Origin of the sequence: Stenotrophomonas sp. WZN-1, assembly GCF_002192255.1 — a bacterium.
Taxonomy (GTDB): domain Bacteria; phylum Pseudomonadota; class Gammaproteobacteria; order Xanthomonadales; family Xanthomonadaceae; genus Stenotrophomonas.
In genome coordinates, this window is the sequence record NZ_CP021768.1 from 3,729,255 (window position 1) to 3,745,470 (window position 16,216).

A 16,216-nucleotide genomic window follows, 5' to 3' on the forward strand; every position below is an offset into this window, starting at 1 on the left:
GCCCTGTGCTGCACGCGCAGGGGGTGCGACCAATGGACGCCTTTGTACGCGGCAGGCACGCCGGCGCAGATAACCTATTGGTACTAGCCCCCCGGTTCAGGTGGCCGCGATGCCTACACTGGCGCCGCACCGCCCGATCACGGGGAGGCCGGTGGCCCGAGCTGAACGGCTGGGTGAGTCTTTGCGAAAGTTCCGGCCCTCGCGGCCGTTGATGTCCTGTCCACACGCAATCTGAGAGAGCCGCACCCAACATGCGCCCGAATCCCACCTTGCTGGCCCTGTCGCTGGCCGCCCTTCCCGCCTTCGCCTCGGCTGCCGATTTCGACAACTGGCCGACCAAGTACACCTTCGGTGATGGCACCGAGCTGGCGGCCACCGCCAACATCGCCTACGACTACAACGACTTCTCCTCGGCCAGTGGCCTCGAGGACGACGATGCCGTGCGCCGCAAGGAATTCGGCGCGACGCTGAAAAAGAAGGGCGTCTACGATGCGATGGTCTACTACGACTTCCAGTCCGATACCTGGCTGGACGTGTTCGTGCGCTTCGAGAGCAAGGCCTTCTTCGGCCGTGACGTCGGCCGCTTCCGCTTCGGCTACATGAAGACTCCGGTCGGCCTGGACGCGAACACATCCTCGCGCGCCGGCACGTTCCTGGAAACCGCGCTGCCCGTGCAGGCCTTCTACGCCGGCCGCCGTACCGGCGTGGAATGGGTGCTGGAGCGCCCGCAGTACCTGCTGCAGGCCGGCGCCTATGGCGGCAAGGACCTGCAGGGCGACAACCCCGGCACCACCCAGGCCGTGCGTGCGGTGTGGACGCCGGTGAAGGCACCGGGTGATGTGATCCACCTGGGCCTGGCCTACTCGCAGGAGAATCCGCGTGGCTACAGCGATGGCCGCGACGTGCACCACGAAGCCAGCGCCCGCCTGCGCGCGCGCCCGGAAGCCGGCCTGACCGACATCCGCTACGTCGATTCCGGTGCGCTGGTTACCGCCGACCAGATCCGCCGCACCGGCCTGGAAGGCATCTGGATCCGCGGCCCGTTCTCGCTGCAGGCCGAAGCCCTGCGCGCCACGGTCACCCGCCATGACGGCAAGCCCGACTACACCGGCAGCGGCCAGTACGCGATGGCCAGCTGGGTGCTGACCGGTGAGTCGCGCCCGTACAACGCCGGCGCGGTGGCCAACATCAAGCCGGCGCACAACTACGGTGCGGTCGAACTGGTGGCGCGCTACAGCCGCCTGGATCTCGATGACGGCGACATCCTCGGTGGCCGCCAGCACGACCTCACCCTGGGTGCGAACTGGTACCTGACCAGCCACTTCAAGTTCCAGGCCAACTACGTGAAGGTCGATGCCAGCCGTCGTGGCGTGCACAGCACGCCGGAGATCTTCGAACTGCGCGCGCAGATGCACTTCTGACCCCTTCCACGTCAGACCCCGGCGGGCGTGCACGCCACGCCCGCCGGCCCTGCGTAGACTGCCGCCATGTACTGGCTCAGCCGCCACCGGATGCTGTTGCTGACGATCCTGGTGATGGTCGGTGGCACCGTGCTGTGCGCGGTCGCCGCTGGTCACTACGCCTGGCGGCGCGCGCTCGGCGACGAAAGCAGCCAGGTGCAGCGACAGCTGCAGCTGCATGGCCAGGGCCTGCAGCAGCGCATCGACCGCTTCGGCACCTTGCCGCAGGTGCTGGCGCTGGATCCGGATCTGCTGCACGCGCTGCGCGTGCCGCCCTCGCCCACTGAACGGCAGCGGCTGAACCTCAAGCTGCAACGTGCCAACGAAGTCACCCGTGCTTCGACCCTGACCCTGGTCGGCCACGACGGCGTGGCGGTGGCGGCCAGCAACTGGGACCAGCCGACCACCAATGTCGGCGAGAACTACAGCTACCGCCCCTACTACCGCCAGGCACTGGCGCAGGGCCGTGGCCGCTTCTATGGCATCGGCATGACCACCGGCGTTCCCGGTTACTACCTCTCCCAGGCGATCGAGGAAGACGGCAAGCGGCTGGGCGTGGTGGTGATCAAGGTCGAGCTGTCCGCGCTGGAACAGGAATGGTTGAGCAGCCCGGATGTGGTGCTGGCCAGCGACGACCACGACGTGGTGTTCCTGGCCAACCGTGACAGCTGGCGCTACCGGCTGCTGCGCCCGCTGGGCGCCGATGAGCGCCGCGAGATGCTGGACGCCCGCCAGTACGCCGACCGCGCATTGCAGCCGCTGCGCGCACGGACCCAGGATGTGCTGGCCGACGGCGGCCGCATGGTGCGCCTGCTGGACCCTGCGCTGCCGCAGCCAATGCTGTGGCAAAGCCTGCCGCTGCCCGCCGAAGGCTGGAACCTGCACCTGCTGCACGACGCCAGTGCCGCCACCGCTGCCGGCCGTGCTGCGGCACTCACCGGTGGCGCCGCATGGCTGGCGTTGGGCTTCCTGGTGCTGTTCGTGCAGCAGCGCCGGCGCCTGGCCAAGCATCGCCTGCGCAGCCGCCGCGAACTGGAAACCCTGCTCAAGCAGCACGCACAGGAACTGCGCACCGCGCAGGATGGCCTGCTGCAGGCCGCCACCGATGCCGACAGCGGCCTCAGCCGCAGCCTCGAACACCTGCCCCAGGGCGTGGTGGTGATCGACCGGGACCTGCGCCTGGTCGCGTGGAATTCGCGCTATCTGGAATTGTTCCGCTTCCCGCTGGACCTGGTGCGCGTGGGCCGGCCGATCGAAGACCTGTTCCGCTTCAATGCACGCCGTGGCCTGCTCGGTCCCGGCCCGGTGGACGAGGCCATCGAGCGCCGCCTGAACCACCTGCGCAGCGGCCGCCCGCACATGCGCGAGAGCGAGAAGGACGACGGCACGGTGCTCGAGATCCGTGGCAATCCCCTGCCCGATGGCGGCTTCGTCACCAGCTACGCCGACATCACCAGCTACAAGAACGCTGCGCGCGAACTGCGCTCGCTGGCCGATGCGCTGGAGCACCGCATCGCCGAGCGTACCCACGATCTGGACGAAGCACGCCGCGAAGCCGAACAGGCCAACCGCTACAAGACCCGCTTCGTGGCCTCGGCCGTGCACGACCTGCTGCAACCGCTCAATGCGGCGCGCATGTTCGTCTCGGTGCTGCGCGGCAAGCTGAGCGACCCGGCGCAGCAGCAGACCAGCGATCACATCGACGCTGCATTGGCCGCGCAGGATGCGATTCTCAACAGCCTGCTTGACATTGCGCGGCTGGAATCGGGCAGCCTTCCCACCCGCGTGCAGGCGTTCCGGCTGGGCCCGCTGCTGCAGACGCTGGCGCGCGAGTTCGGTATCGCCGCGCAGTCACGCGGCCTGGTGGTCGACTGGGTTGATACCAATGCTGTGGTGGTCAGCGATGAAGCGCTGCTGCGGCGCATCCTGCAGAATTTCCTTTCCAACGCACTGCGCTACAGCGAACGCGGCCGTGTGCTGCTCGGCTGCCGTCGCCGCGAAGGCCTGCTGTGGATCGAAGTGCACGATCAGGGGCCCGGCATTCCCGACGCGTTGCAGTGCGAGATCTTCGAGGAGTTCCGCCGCCTGCACGACGGCCAGCAGCGCGGTGCCGGCCTTGGCCTGGCCATCGTCGACCGCATCGGCCGCCTGCTCGGACATCCGATCCGGCTGCGCTCGCAGCTGGGCCAGGGCAGCGTGTTCGCCGTGGGCGTGCCGTTCGGCGAGGCCAGCGCGATTCCCGCCACGGCACCACCACCGGTGCTGGTGCAGGAGCCTGCTGCAGACAATCCGCTGCGCGGGCGCCGGGTGTGGGTGATCGACGACGACCCGCACGTGTGCGCCGCCAGCCGCGCGCTGCTGGAGCGCTGGGGCTGCGAGGTGCTTCTGGCCGATGGCCCGCAGGCGGCGCTGCAGCTGGCAGCAACAGGCGCGGTACCGGAGCTGGTGCTGCTGGATGTGCGCATGGGTGACCACCACGGCCCGGTGCTGTACGAGACATTGGCCGAACTGTGGCAGGCCCGCCCGCCGGTGGTGCTGGTCACTGCCGAGCGCGATGCGGGATTGCGTGAGATAGCCGCCGAGCGTGGCTGGGGAATGATGGCCAAGCCGGTGAAGCCGCCGGCGCTGCGGGCGCTGATGAGTCAGCTGTTGATCCGGCATCGCGGGTAGTTTCCAGCCAACGGCGCAGCCCCTCGTGGGTGGTGCCTGGTTTGTCGTGGAAAGCAGAAGCCGTGGGTGGGCCGGTCGGGATGGGTTCGCGGGGGACGCCGTGAATCCGTCCTTGGAGGCTTGGCAGCCGCATCCATGCGGCTGACACCCCCGCGAACCCAACCCGACCGACCTCTGACAGATTTCGGTGGCCTGCCACCCACGGAGAAGAAAAAGAAGAACAAAAGCCGGTCGCGCGCTGCGCTTGCTCGTGTAGAGCCGAGCCCATGCTCGGCATCGCGGACTGACCGCAAAGCAGCCGAGCGTGGGCTCGGCTCTACAAAAGGCGGCCTGCCAGGCTGCCTTTGCTTTTGATCTTCTTTTCTCTTCCGTGGATGGATGCGCACGGAACCTGCCCGGCCTCACCCATGAACTGCTCTACGTGTCCACCCACGAGGGGCTGCGCCGTTGGCTGGAAACTACAACCCGATGCCCGCGTCGCCTTCCGGCTCCAGCGCCTTCACCAGCACCGCTGCCTGCGTTCGGCTATGGCACTCGAGCTTCTTCAGGATCGCGGTGACGTGCACCTTCACCGTGTTCTCGGCCAGCCCCAGCGTGTAGGCGATCTGCTTGTTGAGCAGGCCATCGGCCAGGCACAGCAGCACGCGGAACTGCTGCGGGGTCAGCTGCGCCAGGCGGCTGGCCAGCAGTGCGTCGGCCTCCGAGCGTTCGGCGGCCATCGCCGGGAACCACAGGCCACCATCAAGTACCGCCTGCACCGCCTCGCCGATGGTCTCGGCCGGGGCCGACTTCGGAATGAAACCGGCCGCACCGAACTGCTGGGCACGGCGGATCACCCGCGGATGATCGTTGGACGAGAGGATCACCACCGGGATGTCCGGATGCGAGCCGCGCACGTGCAGCAGCGCGGAAAAACCGTGTGCGCCGGGCATGGTCAGGTCCAGCAGCACCAGGTCCACGTCCGGGTGCGCGTCGAGTGCTTCGGCCAATGCCTCGGCGCTGGCGACCTCGCGCACCTGCGCCAGCGGCAGGCTCTGCCGCAATGACTGCACCACCGCCGAACGCAGCAGCGGGTGGTCATCGGCGATCAGGATGGTGTATTCGCTCATGCCACCATTGTACGGGCAGGCCGCCGCGTCAGCGCCCCGCCGGCTCCACGCTGCTGCGCCAGGCATCGAGGAACTGGCGGCGCTTGAGCGCATCCAGGTACACCAGCAGGCCCGGGCCGAGCTGGATCGGACGGCGGCTGCGGCCGGGCGCATCGTCGCCACGTGCGTTGCCGGTCACGATCGGCATCAGCCGTGCCTCGCGTGACAGCACCTGCTGGCCGCGTGGCGACAGCAGGTAATCGAGGAAGCGCCGGGCTTCTTCCGGGTGTGGGCCGGTACGCGGAATCACCGCAGTCCGCAGCACCACCAGCGTGTAGTCCTCGGGCTCGACGATGGCCAGCGGCGCGCCGGCATCGACGCGTGCCTGCGCATAGGAGCCGAGCACGTTGTAGACCAGCGACAGCTGGCCGCTGGCCACCTTGTCCAGCAGTACGCCGGTGCGCTCCTCGCGGACCACGTCGTTGTCGCCGAGCGCACCCAGCAACGCGCCGGCGATGCTGCCACGCTGCGCATCCTGGGTTGCCAGCAGGTAGCCGACACTGCTGCGCTCGATGTCATAGGTGCCGACCTTTCCGCGCAGCGGTGCGCCCTCGGCGCGCAGCCGTTCCAGCAGCTGGCGGCGCGTGTGCGGCACCTTCGCCGACGGCAGTACACGGGTGTTGTAGACCATCACCACCGGCTCATAGCTGATGCCGAACGCCTCGTTGCGCCACTGTGCCCAGGCCGGCAGCGCAGCGGTCTGCGCCGAGCGATGTGGCAGCGCATGGCCATCGTTGACCAGCTTGGTCTGCAGGTCCATGCCGCTGGAGATCAGCAGGTCCGGCGATGCCGGTCCGACACGGTCATGCAGGTATCGCGCGTACAGGTCCTGGGTGATGATGTCCTCGTACACCACCTCGGTGCCCGGGTGCAGGCGCTGGTAGTCGGCGATGACCACCGCGAACACTTCGATGTCGGTGGTGCCGTGGATGCGCAGCTGCGCGGTCGCGGCTCCCTGCGCGGGAAAACGGCGCACATCGCCCGGCGCGGCCAGCACCGGCAGGGCCAGCAGCAGGGCAACGGCCGTGGCGAACAGGCGGATCATGAACTGCTCCGGGGCAGGCGGATGGTGGCGATCAGCCCGCCCTGCGGGCGGTTGCTGAGGTCGATGCGGCCGCCATGGCTGTCGACCACGCGCTTGACGATGGCCAGGCCGAGCCCGGCACCGCCGGAGGGTGCGCCTTCGCCACGGGCGAAGCGTTCGAACACGCGCTCGGCATCGGCGGCCGCGATGCCTGCGCCATGGTCGGCGATGGTCAGCACGGCCTGCTCGCTTTCCACGGTCAGGGCGATCTGCAACGGGCCGTCGCCGCCGTACTTCAATGCGTTGTCGACCAGGTTCTTGATCGCCTCGCGCAGCAGCAGCGCATCGCCATGCACCTGTACAGGCTCAGCGGTCATCGCCAACTGCACGCGCGGCGCAGGGCCAGCCTGCGGCAGCGCTTCATGCAGGGCCTGGTGCACGGTCTCGGCCAGATCCACTGCAGCAAAGCGCTGCAGGTGCGAACGATGGATCACGCTGGCATCGCTGAGCAGCTGGTTGAGCAGCCGGCTCATGTGGGTGGCGTTGCGCTCGATCGCCTGCAGGCTGCGCCGCATGTCCTCCGGATCGTCGTCGTCCAGCGCCAGCTGTGCCTGCGCACGCAATGCCGCCAACGGCGTGCGCATCTGGTGTGCGGCCTCGGCCATGAACGCGCGCAGCGTCTCGTTGCTGCTGGACAGGCGATCCATGAAGCGGTTCAACGCGGCCACCATCTGATCCATCTCACGCGGCACGCGGGCATCGAGCGGCTTCAGGTCGGACGGTTCCCGTCGCGACAGCTCGCGCTCCACCCGAACCAGCGGCCGGAATGCGCGATGCACGCCGAAGGCCACCAGCGCCAGCAGCAGGCCAGACAACACACCGATCGCCAGCAGTGCGCGATTGACCATGTCCTGCGCGACGGCTTCCCGCGCACGCCGGGTCTGGCCGACCTGCACCTGCACCTCGCCCTGCGCCGAGGCAGCGGCGAAGCTGCGGCCGACCACCACGAAGCGCACGGTCTCGCCGCTGTAGGGGGCATCGAACAGCTGCGGTTGCGTGCCGGGCCTGCGCGGCGGTGCCGGCAGGTCACCGTAGCCGGTGATCAGCGTGCCGCGGCTGTCGGCCACCCGGTAGAACACGCGGTCTTCCGGCGCCATCGCCAGCAGGTCCAGCGCCGCATACGGCAGATCGACCTGCCACTGGCCATCGACCAGGGCCACCGAATCGGCAATGGACAGCGCCGAGGACACCAGCAGGTGATCGTAGGATCGGTTTGCGGCGCGCTGGCCGTAATCGCGCGCGGCGAACAGCAGGGCCACCGCGAACACCGCCAGCAGCACGCCGAGGTAGAGCAGCAGCGTGCGCCGCAGCGAGCCCGGTGCGGCGTTCGCAACGCGGGCGTCAGCCATCGGCGTCGGTGCTGCCATCACTGGCTTCCAGCAGATAGCCCACGCCACGCACCGTGGTGATGCGCAGCGGCGCGGCGGCCAGCTTCTTTCTCAGGCGGCCGACATACAGCTCGATGGCATTCGGGCCCGCTTCGTCATCGAAGCCGAACAGGCCGTTGCCGATCTCGTCCTTTCCGACCACCTGGCCAAGGCGGCCGACCAGGATCTCCAGCAGGCGGTATTCGCGGTTGGGCAGTTCGATCGGCTCCCCGTCGAGGCTGACCCGGTGTGCAGCATTGTCGAACTGGAAGCCGCCGATCTGCACCACTTCGCTGGCCTGGCCGCGCGCACGCCGCAGCAGCACGCGGCAGCGCGCTTCGAACTCCCGGAAATCGAACGGCTTGCCCAGGTAGTCGTCGGCGCCGACGTCCAGCGCCTGCACGCGATCTTCGATGCCATCGCGCGCGGTCAGCATCAGCACCGGCGTGCTGTCGCCGCGCTCGCGCATGCCGGCCAGCACACGCAGGCCATCGAGCTTGGGCAGGCCGATATCCAGCACCACCAGGTCGAAGCTCTGGTAGCGCAGCACGCTGGCGGCGGCCAGGCCGTCGGCCTGCCAGTCCACGGCGTGCCCGCTGCGGCGCATCCGGCGGATGATCGCATCGGCCAGATCCGGGTTGTCTTCGACCAGCAGCAGGCGCATGGGCACATGGGTGGGAGGGGAAACGAATGCTACCGCATGACGCCGGGGCCGCCCGCCGGTCATGGACCGGCGCTACCGGGATACACCGCCTGGGTAGCGCCGGGCCGTGGCCGGCGGTCTTTTACGCTGCACCGCACAATCCGTTGACAGGACGATGACAGCTTGCCCGACCCAGACTGCGGCCGCGCACCGTCCGGTGCCCACGATTGCCGCGCGCCTGGCGTGCACCTGGGAGGGTTTGTGGAATTCACGTTTGCCTGGCGGCGTCCTGCCGCCATGATGGCGCTGGCTGCCCTGTCGGCGCCGGCCTTCGCCGCCGAAGACGACCGTCCGGTCACTGCCACCCTCGGTGGCCGCCTGCACCTGGACTTCGCCACCTTCGACAACGACAACCGCGGCACGCCGAACAAGGACGACACCGAGATCCGCCGTGCCTGGGTCGATGTGTCCGGCAAGTTCTTCGTGGTCGACTACAAGCTGGAAACCGACTTCTCCGGCGACCGCGTCGAGGCCAAGGACGTGTACCTGGCACGCAGCTTCGGCAAGGCCGGCAAGCTGACCGTCGGCCAGTTCAAGCAGTACTTCTCGCTGGATGACCGCACCAGTTCCAACTACGGCAGCTTCCTGGAGCGCGGCAACGCCGGCACCACGCTGGCGCCGCTGTACCGCCTGGGTGCGTCGTGGCAGGCCAACCCGGGGGACTTCACCTGGGCCGCCAGCATCTACAGCCTGGAGAGCATCGACGCCTGGCAGGTGAAGGGCCGCGCCGCGGGTGGCCGCGTCACCTGGGCACCTTCACCCAGCGACGGCGACGTGCTGCACCTGGGCCTGTCGCTGGCCCGCGAGGCCTATGACAACCCGGGCGCGAATGGCGTTCCGGGCCTGAAGATCCGCCCGCGCCCGGCCGGCCACCTGTCCGACGAGAGCCGCCTGACCCTGGTCGACTTCTCCGCTGGCCGCGATACCGACGTCAACAAGTGGTCGCTGGAATATGCGCAGGTGCGCGGCCCGCTGTCGTGGCAGGGCGAATTCAGTGGCGCCACCTTCGATGACGGCGCCCAGCGTGGCGACGTGATGGCGGCCTACGGCATGCTCAGCTGGTTCGTCACCGGCGAAAGCCGCGCCTACGACCGCAAGACCGGCCGCTTCGCGCGGATCAAGGACATCCGCCACAAGGCCGGTGCCTTCGAAGTGGCGCTGCGCTACGACCAGATGTGGGGCGCGCAGCACCTCGACGGTGCACCCGACCTGCGCCGTGGCAGCACCGAAGCGTGGACGCTGGGCGGCAACTGGTACCTGCGCGACAACCTGCGCTTCATGCTCAACGTGATCGAAAGCCGCAACCGCGACCGCCTGGCCGGAGTCACGGTGGACCGCACGCGCGCGGTCACCGGCCGCCTGCAGTACGACTTCTAAGCCCGGCATCCCGGGCACGCCGCCCGGGCCCCTTCCACTCCCCCACGTCCTGTTTTCGCAAGGAGTCCGCAGATGATGCTGAGCATCCTCGGCTTTGGCATGGTCATTACGTTCATGTACTTGATCATGAGCAAGCGCCTGTCGCCGCTCGTCGCCCTGATCACCATCCCCATCCTGTTCGCGCTGATCGGCGGCTTCGGCGCCGGCCTCGACGAGATGATGCTGGAGGGCATCAAGAAGATCGCGCCGACCGGCGTGATGCTGATGTTCGCCATCCTCTACTTCGGCGTGATGATCGATGCGGGTCTGTTCGATCCGCTGGTGCGGGTGATCCTGCGCTTCGTCAAGGGCGATCCGATGAAAATCGTGCTCGGCACCGCGGTGCTGGCGATGCTGATCTCGCTCGACGGTGATGGCTCGACCACCTACATGATCACCGTCTCGGCGATGCTGCCGCTGTACCAGCGGCTGGGCATGAACGCGCTGAACATGACCTGCGTGACCATCCTCGCCGGCGGCGTGATGAACCTGACCCCGTGGGGCGGCCCGACCGCACGCGCGGCCACCGCGCTGCACGTGGACCCGGCCGATGTGTTCGTGCCGCTGATCCCGTCGATGGTGATCGCCTGTGCCGGCGTGCTGCTGCTGGCCTGGTACCTGGGCCTGAAGGAACGCCGCCGCCTCGGCGTGGTGACCCTGCCCAAGGGCGGCAGCTGGATGGACAACAGCGTGTCCGACGACAGCAATGCGTTGCCGACGGTGGAAGACGCCGAAGACATCAAGCGTCCGAAGCTGCTGTGGGTGAACCTGGCCCTGACCGTGGCGCTGATGACCGCGCTGATCATCGGCGTGCTGCCGATGCCGGTGCTGTTCATGGTCGGCTTCGCCATCGCCCTGGTGATCAACTACCCGAACCTGGCCGAGCAGCGCCGCCGCGTGGTCAACCACGCCGGCAACGTGCTGTCGGTGGTGTCGCTGATCTTCGCTGCAGGCATCTTCACCGGCATCCTCAACAACACCGGCATGGTGGAAGCGATGTCGCACAGCTTCCTGGCGGTGATTCCGGAATCGTGGGGCCCATACCTGGCGGTGATCACTGCGGTGGCATCGATGCCGTTCACCTTCTTCATGTCCAACGACGCGTTCTACTTCGGCGTGCTGCCGATCCTGTCCGAGGCCGCCGGCAACTACGGCATTACCCCGGTGGAAATGGCGCGTGCCTCGCTGGCCGGACAGCCGGTGCACCTGCTCAGCCCGCTGGTGCCGTCCACCTACCTGCTGGTGGGGCTGGCCAAGGTCGAATTCGCCGACCACCAGAAATTCACCCTGAAGTGGGCCATCGCCATCTCGATGCTGCTGATGATCGGCAGCCTGTTGTTCGGCCTGTACCCGCTCGCTGCCTGACCCCCTACCAAAGGAGCCTTCTGCAATGACGCTTCGAATCGCTTACGTCACCAGCGGCATGGGCAGTGTCGGTACTGCCATCTGCCAGAGCCTGGCCCGCAGCGGCCACACCGTGGTCGCCGGTTGCGCGCCGAACTCGCCGCGCAAGGCCAACTGGCTGCGCGAGCAGCGCGAACAGGGCTTCGACTTCATCGCCTCCGAAGGCAACGCGACCGACTGGGCCTCGACCAGCGCGGCGTTCGCCAAGGTCCGCGCCGAAGTCGGCGAGGTGGATGTACTGGTCAACAATTCCGGCGGCAGCCGCGACCTGCTGTTCCGGCAGATGACGGTGGAAGACTGGAACGCGGTGATCGCCTCCAACCTCAATGCGCTGTTCAACCTGACCAAGCAGGTGGTCGACGGCATGGCCACGCGTGGCTGGGGCCGCATCATCAACATCGGTTCGGTCAGCGCCCACAAGGGCCAGATCGGGCAGGTGAACTACGCAACGGCGAAGGCGGCGATGCATGGATTCAGCCGTGCACTGGCGGCTGAAGTGGCCTCGCGCGGCGTCACCGTCAACACGCTGTCGCCGGGCTACATCGCCAGCCAGGCGATCAGCAGCTTCCCGCCGGATGTGCTGGACCGGCTGGCCGCGTCGGTGCCGGTGCGCCGCCTCGGCCGCCCCGAGGAAGTAGCCGGGCTGTGCGCCTGGTTGGCCTCGGATGAAGCCTCGTACGTGACCGGCGCCGACTATCCGGTCAACGGTGGCCTGTACATGGGCTGAGCCCTCCTCCACGCGACGCGTGGAGCGCCTCCCCCACGGAGTGCGCGGGGCCGGTGAACCTTCGCTCGCGAGGGGAATCCGGCCCCTTTTTCATTCGGCGGCAGGACACCCGCGGGTGCCCTGCACCGTTCGTTGGTTTTTCGTAAAGAAGGTTTCATGTTCCGTTCGCATAGTGGCCATGCACCGCGCACGCGTGCCGGTGACCAACCCCAATGCAACGGACCACCATGCAGACCCGACACCTGACGATCGCCGTGGCGATCGCGCTCTCCGCCGCCGCCAGCGCCCATGCCGCCACCGCCGCCGATACCGGCGCCAGCACCGAGGCCGCGCTGAGCGCGCAGACGCTGGATACCGTCTCCGTGATCGGCCAGGGCGAGACCCGCCAAGTGCAGCGCATCACCACCGTCGACAAGCAGGTGCTGCCGCCGGGCACCAGCGGCCAGAAGATCCTCGACCGCCTGCCGGGCGTGTCGGTGCAGTCCAACGATGCCTTCGGCGCCAACGAGGAATCGCAGACCATCAGCCTGCGCGGCTTCGACAAGAGCCGCCTGGGTTACACGCTGGACGGCATCCCGCTGGGCGACAACAGCTACGGCAACTACAACGGCCTGAGCATCGCCCGCGCGATCATCGCCGAGAACCTGGCCGGCGCCGAGTTGTCGCAGGGCATCGGTTCGCTGGGCGTGGCCTCGACCAGCAACCTGGGCGGCACCATCCAGTACTTCTCGATGGACCCGTCAACCGAATTCGGTGGGCGCGCCAGCGTCACCGTCGGCGACAACAACCAGCGCCGCGGCTACCTGCGCGTGGATACCGGCGACCTCAACGGCTTCTCGGCCTATGTGTCCGGCGTGCACCAGGACCAGGACATGTGGGCCGCGCCGTACCAGAACCAGACCACCCGCCAGTTCAACGCCAAGGCAGTGTGGAATGCCGGCGACCACCGCTTCGGTGCGTTCGTGGCCACCTCGCGCGCCAGCCAGGCCAACTACGCCTACCTGTCCAAGGACATGCTGGCCCGCGGCCTGGGCTATGACTGGAACATCTACGCACCGGACTGGGATCGCGCCGTCGCTGCCGCGTACTGCGCGCCGGGCACCTACAACAAGGCGCGCTGCGCGTTCAGCGGCGGCGTCAACAGCATCGACGATGCGTACTACCAGAGCCGTGCGCTGCGTGACGACAACCTGTACTCGGTCGATGCCGACCTGCGCCTGGGCGAGCAGGGCCGCCTGAAGCTGCTGGCCTACCACCACGACAACCGTGGCCAGGGCCACTGGTGGGCACCGGGCCAGCCGTCCTACCCGGGCACCGACAGGATGCTGCCGATCTCGATCCGCAGCACCAACTACACGATCAACCGCGATGGCCTGACCGCCGCGCTGTCGTGGACGGTGGGCATCCACGAACTGGAAGCCGGCCTGTGGTATGAGCAGAACGACCACAACGTCTCGCGCAACTTCTACTACATCAGCGGCCCGTTCCTGGACGACCTGTACCTGAAGAACCCGGATCGCCTGCTGTTCAACCAGGACTTCGACATCCGCACGCGCCAGTTCTACGTGCAGGACCGCATGCGCTTCCTGGACCAGCGCCTGACCGTGGACGTGGGCATCAAGAGCCCCAACACCCGCATGCGCGCCACCGCGAAGCCGGGCGTGGAAACCAGCATCGCCTCGGGCACGCTGACCGCCAAGGAATCGGTGCTGCCGCAGGTGGGCGTGGGCTTCAAGCTCAACGCCAACAACGAGCTGTTCGCCTCGTATGCCGAGAACATCGCCGCCTTCGTCGGCGGTGGCAGCGGCGGCCCGCTGCAGGTGTCGCCGGAATCGTTCGCGGCCAGCGCCGGGCTCGAGCCTGAGAAGTCCAAGAGCCTGGAAGCCGGCTTCCGTACCTTCGGCGAGAAGTACCAGGCGTCGATCGCCGCCTACAACGTCAAGTTCGACAACCGCCTGCTGTCGCTGAACCCATGCTCGAGCATCGAAGTGGGCACGCGCCCGGAGTGCGTGACGCGCTTCATCAACGTCGGTTCGGTGAAGAGCCATGGTGCGGAACTGACCTTCATCTTCAAGCCGATCGACGGCCTGCAGTGGTACAACGCGCTGTCCTGGAACAAGACCACCTACGAGGATGACTACACCTCGGGCGGTGCGATCGTTCCGGTGGCCGGCAAGATCACGGTGGATACGCCGCAGCGCATGGCCTCCAGCGAAATCAGCTGGAACCGCGACGGCTTCTTCGCCAGCCTGCGTGCGAAGTACACCGGCAAGCGCTACTACACCTACACCAACGACCAGTCGGTGCCGGGCGTGACCACCTTCGACGCAGGTGCGGGCTACGACTTCGGCCCGGGCCTGGGCCTGCGCAACGTGCGGGTGTCGTTGAACGCGACCAACCTGACCAACAAGCGCTACGCCGGCCAGCTGAGCTCGTTCGCACCGACTGATCCGAAGGGCACGCGCTATGCGATCCATGCGAGCGCGCCGCGGCAGTTGTTCATGACGGTGGCGGCGGAGTTCTAAATCGAAAGCGGGCGCTGCGGCGCGTTGATTGTTCCTGCATGGCGTGGGTAGGCAGGCCCATGCAGGACACGCCGTAAACCCATCCATGGGGGCTCGATCGGCGCATCCATGCGCCTCACGGTCCTGCATGGGCCTGCCTACCCACGCTGGACAGTTCCCCGCGCCGGCGCGGAGGCAATTGAAAGCAAGAGCAAAAGCAAAAGCAAAGAGCCGGGCATTGCCCGGCTCTTTGCTTTTCAAGCTCCTCAAGCGCAATCCCTCTGGTGGATTGCTGGCCGTCTCGCGGGAAATTGTCTGGAGCGAGGGGCTTGCGCTGGCCAGGACCGTCCAGGGCATGGATGCCGTGGCCGAGCCTACAGGGACGTACTTGCGGCGTGTCCTGGCCAGCGCAAGCCGCCCGCTCTCCCCGATAACAATCGAGGCGCCAGCGCATCATCCCGCCAACGCATTTCATTCCGGCGCCAGCTGGTCCATCCGTATCCGGTTGGCAAACAGCGAGAACGCCAGCATGCCGGCCAGGCCGTTCGCCCGGCTCACCCAGTGCGGCAGCCAGCGCGGCGGCTTCAGCACACCCGCCTCGAACAACGGTGCGAACGCGATCGCATCGGCCAGGCTCATCTTGCCGGCAAACAACCAGCGGCAGACCTGCAGGCGGTCCTCGGCCAGCATGTGGCGGAAGAAGGTGTGCACCGACACCAGGCCACGCAGGTACACCGTGTCCTTGGTGAACGCCAGGCCGCCACTCGGCGGCACGCCGCGGAACACGCGCTGCGCCGAGGCGAAACTCTCTTCCGCGTTCTGCCCGGCATCGCAGAAGTAGCGGAACACTTCGATGAAATCGGCGCCTTCGCGCGCCATGGCAATCGCTTCGGTACGCAGGCTGATGCGTTTCAGGCGCTCGATGTCGATGCTGCCGGTGATCTGCTCGGCGAAGGTGGCCAGCCCTTCCTGCGTTGCCGTCACCCGCGGCGAGGACAATGCCAGGCTCGGCAGCACCGGCTGCTCGCGGCCGTTCAACGCGGTCAGTGAATGCACCAGCGCTTCATGGTGGAACAGCTGCGCGCGGTCGTAGGCGCTGAAGCGTGCACTGGTGCGCAGGCGGATGCGGGTCGGGCCGGCAGCGGCCTTGGATACCAGTTCCGGATCGAGCTGCACCTGGATGATGCGTGATTCGAAGAAGGCATCCAGATCGTTCTGCAGCTGCAGCTGCAACGCAATGGCCGAGACCGGCACCTGCTCTTCCGGTGCCAGCAGTTCGTGGTCCAGCTCGGCGGCGATCTGGATGAAGTGCCGCGCCGCTTCGCGCGTGCTCGGGCCATTGCCCGGCAGCGGCTGCTCGGGTGCGCCGAACAGCTGCACCGAACAGGTATCGACGGCGGCGGTGCCCAGCCCTTCCAACAGCTGCGCGGCCAGGTCCCAGCTCTGCGCCGACTGCCGCACGTAGTGGCCGAGTGGATGGCTGTCGTCACAGTCGGCAGCGATCGCGGCCAGCGCGCGGCGCTCTTCGCTGAAGTCGAGCCGGGGGTAATCCACCTTCGGCAGCACCGGCTGGCCGCGCGCCACGCTGTCCAGGAACGGTGCCTGCACCGTTGCCGGCCAGCTGGTCAGCCCCAGCAGGCGGATGCCTCCCACGGCCTCGACCAGGCGCGCATCGAGCGCTGCATGGTGGGCCACCTCACGGTCCAGCGTCGCGGTCGGTTCCATGCGCGGAC

The 16,216-nt window shown here is 67.7% G+C and carries 11 protein-coding genes; 6 read left to right on the plus strand and 5 right to left on the minus strand.

Annotation, left to right across the window (positions count from 1 at the left end; translation table 11 throughout):
- The first annotated feature begins 251 nt into the window (after positions 1-251).
- Together CCR98_RS17425 and CCR98_RS17430 are read left to right on the plus strand one after the other, a co-directional pair.
- The gene (locus tag CCR98_RS17425; protein ID WP_087923580.1) at positions 252-1,421 is read left to right on the plus strand and encodes a porin; all 1,170 of its coding nucleotides are present in this window, start codon (positions 252-254) and stop codon (positions 1,419-1,421) included.
- A gap of 66 nt (positions 1,422-1,487) precedes the next feature.
- Complete coding sequence (locus CCR98_RS17430; RefSeq protein WP_087923581.1) at positions 1,488-4,130, plus strand: PAS-domain containing protein; 2,643 nt, start codon at positions 1,488-1,490, stop codon at positions 4,128-4,130.
- A gap of 458 nt (positions 4,131-4,588) precedes the next feature.
- Here the strand turns inward: CCR98_RS17430 and CCR98_RS17435 are convergent, their stop codons facing one another.
- The 4 genes from CCR98_RS17435 to CCR98_RS17450 are packed head-to-tail and all read right to left on the minus strand — an operon-like array spanning position 4,589 to position 8,393.
- Entirely contained in the window at positions 4,589-5,239 is a 651-nt protein-coding gene (locus CCR98_RS17435) for a response regulator transcription factor (protein WP_005414428.1), read from the minus strand.
- Positions 5,240-5,267: 28 nt separating this feature from the next.
- Positions 5,268-6,323: an ABC transporter substrate-binding protein gene (locus tag CCR98_RS17440; protein WP_087923582.1), complete on the minus strand. Its 1,056-nt coding sequence runs from the start codon at positions 6,321-6,323 to the stop codon at positions 5,268-5,270.
- Entirely contained in the window at positions 6,320-7,711 is a 1,392-nt protein-coding gene (locus CCR98_RS17445; RefSeq protein WP_087924223.1) for a sensor histidine kinase, read from the minus strand. Before CCR98_RS17445 ends, CCR98_RS17440 begins: the two co-directional genes overlap by 4 nt.
- Positions 7,704-8,393, minus strand: a complete 690-nt coding sequence (locus tag CCR98_RS17450; RefSeq protein ID WP_087923583.1) for a response regulator transcription factor — start codon at positions 8,391-8,393, stop codon at positions 7,704-7,706. The genes CCR98_RS17445 and CCR98_RS17450 overlap by 8 nt, the downstream gene beginning before the upstream one ends.
- Positions 8,394-8,669: 276 nt before the next feature.
- On the opposite strand from CCR98_RS17450, the gene CCR98_RS17455 reads away from it, so the two are divergent.
- The 4 genes from CCR98_RS17455 to CCR98_RS17470 all read left to right on the plus strand — a co-directional run bounded on the left by CCR98_RS17455 (position 8,670) and on the right by CCR98_RS17470 (position 14,504).
- Positions 8,670-9,809, plus strand: a complete 1,140-nt coding sequence (locus CCR98_RS17455) for a porin (protein WP_087923584.1) — start codon at positions 8,670-8,672, stop codon at positions 9,807-9,809.
- Between the two features lie 75 nt (positions 9,810-9,884).
- A complete protein-coding gene (locus CCR98_RS17460) occupies positions 9,885-11,213 on the plus strand; it encodes a CitMHS family transporter (protein WP_087924224.1) in 1,329 nt (442 codons plus the stop codon).
- Positions 11,214-11,238: 25 nt separating this feature from the next.
- The gene (gene phbB, locus CCR98_RS17465) at positions 11,239-11,979 is read left to right on the plus strand and encodes an acetoacetyl-CoA reductase (protein ID WP_005419193.1); all 741 of its coding nucleotides are present in this window, start codon (positions 11,239-11,241) and stop codon (positions 11,977-11,979) included.
- 227 nt (positions 11,980-12,206) lie between these two features.
- Positions 12,207-14,504, plus strand: a complete 2,298-nt coding sequence (locus CCR98_RS17470; RefSeq protein WP_087923585.1) for a TonB-dependent receptor — start codon at positions 12,207-12,209, stop codon at positions 14,502-14,504.
- A 450-nt stretch (positions 14,505-14,954) separates the two neighbouring features.
- Here the strand turns inward: CCR98_RS17470 and CCR98_RS17475 are convergent, their stop codons facing one another.
- Positions 14,955-16,208, minus strand: coding sequence for a flavohemoglobin expression-modulating QEGLA motif protein (locus CCR98_RS17475; RefSeq protein WP_087923586.1), 1,254 nt, complete (start codon positions 16,206-16,208; stop codon positions 14,955-14,957).
- Positions 16,209-16,216 lie beyond the last annotated feature (8 nt).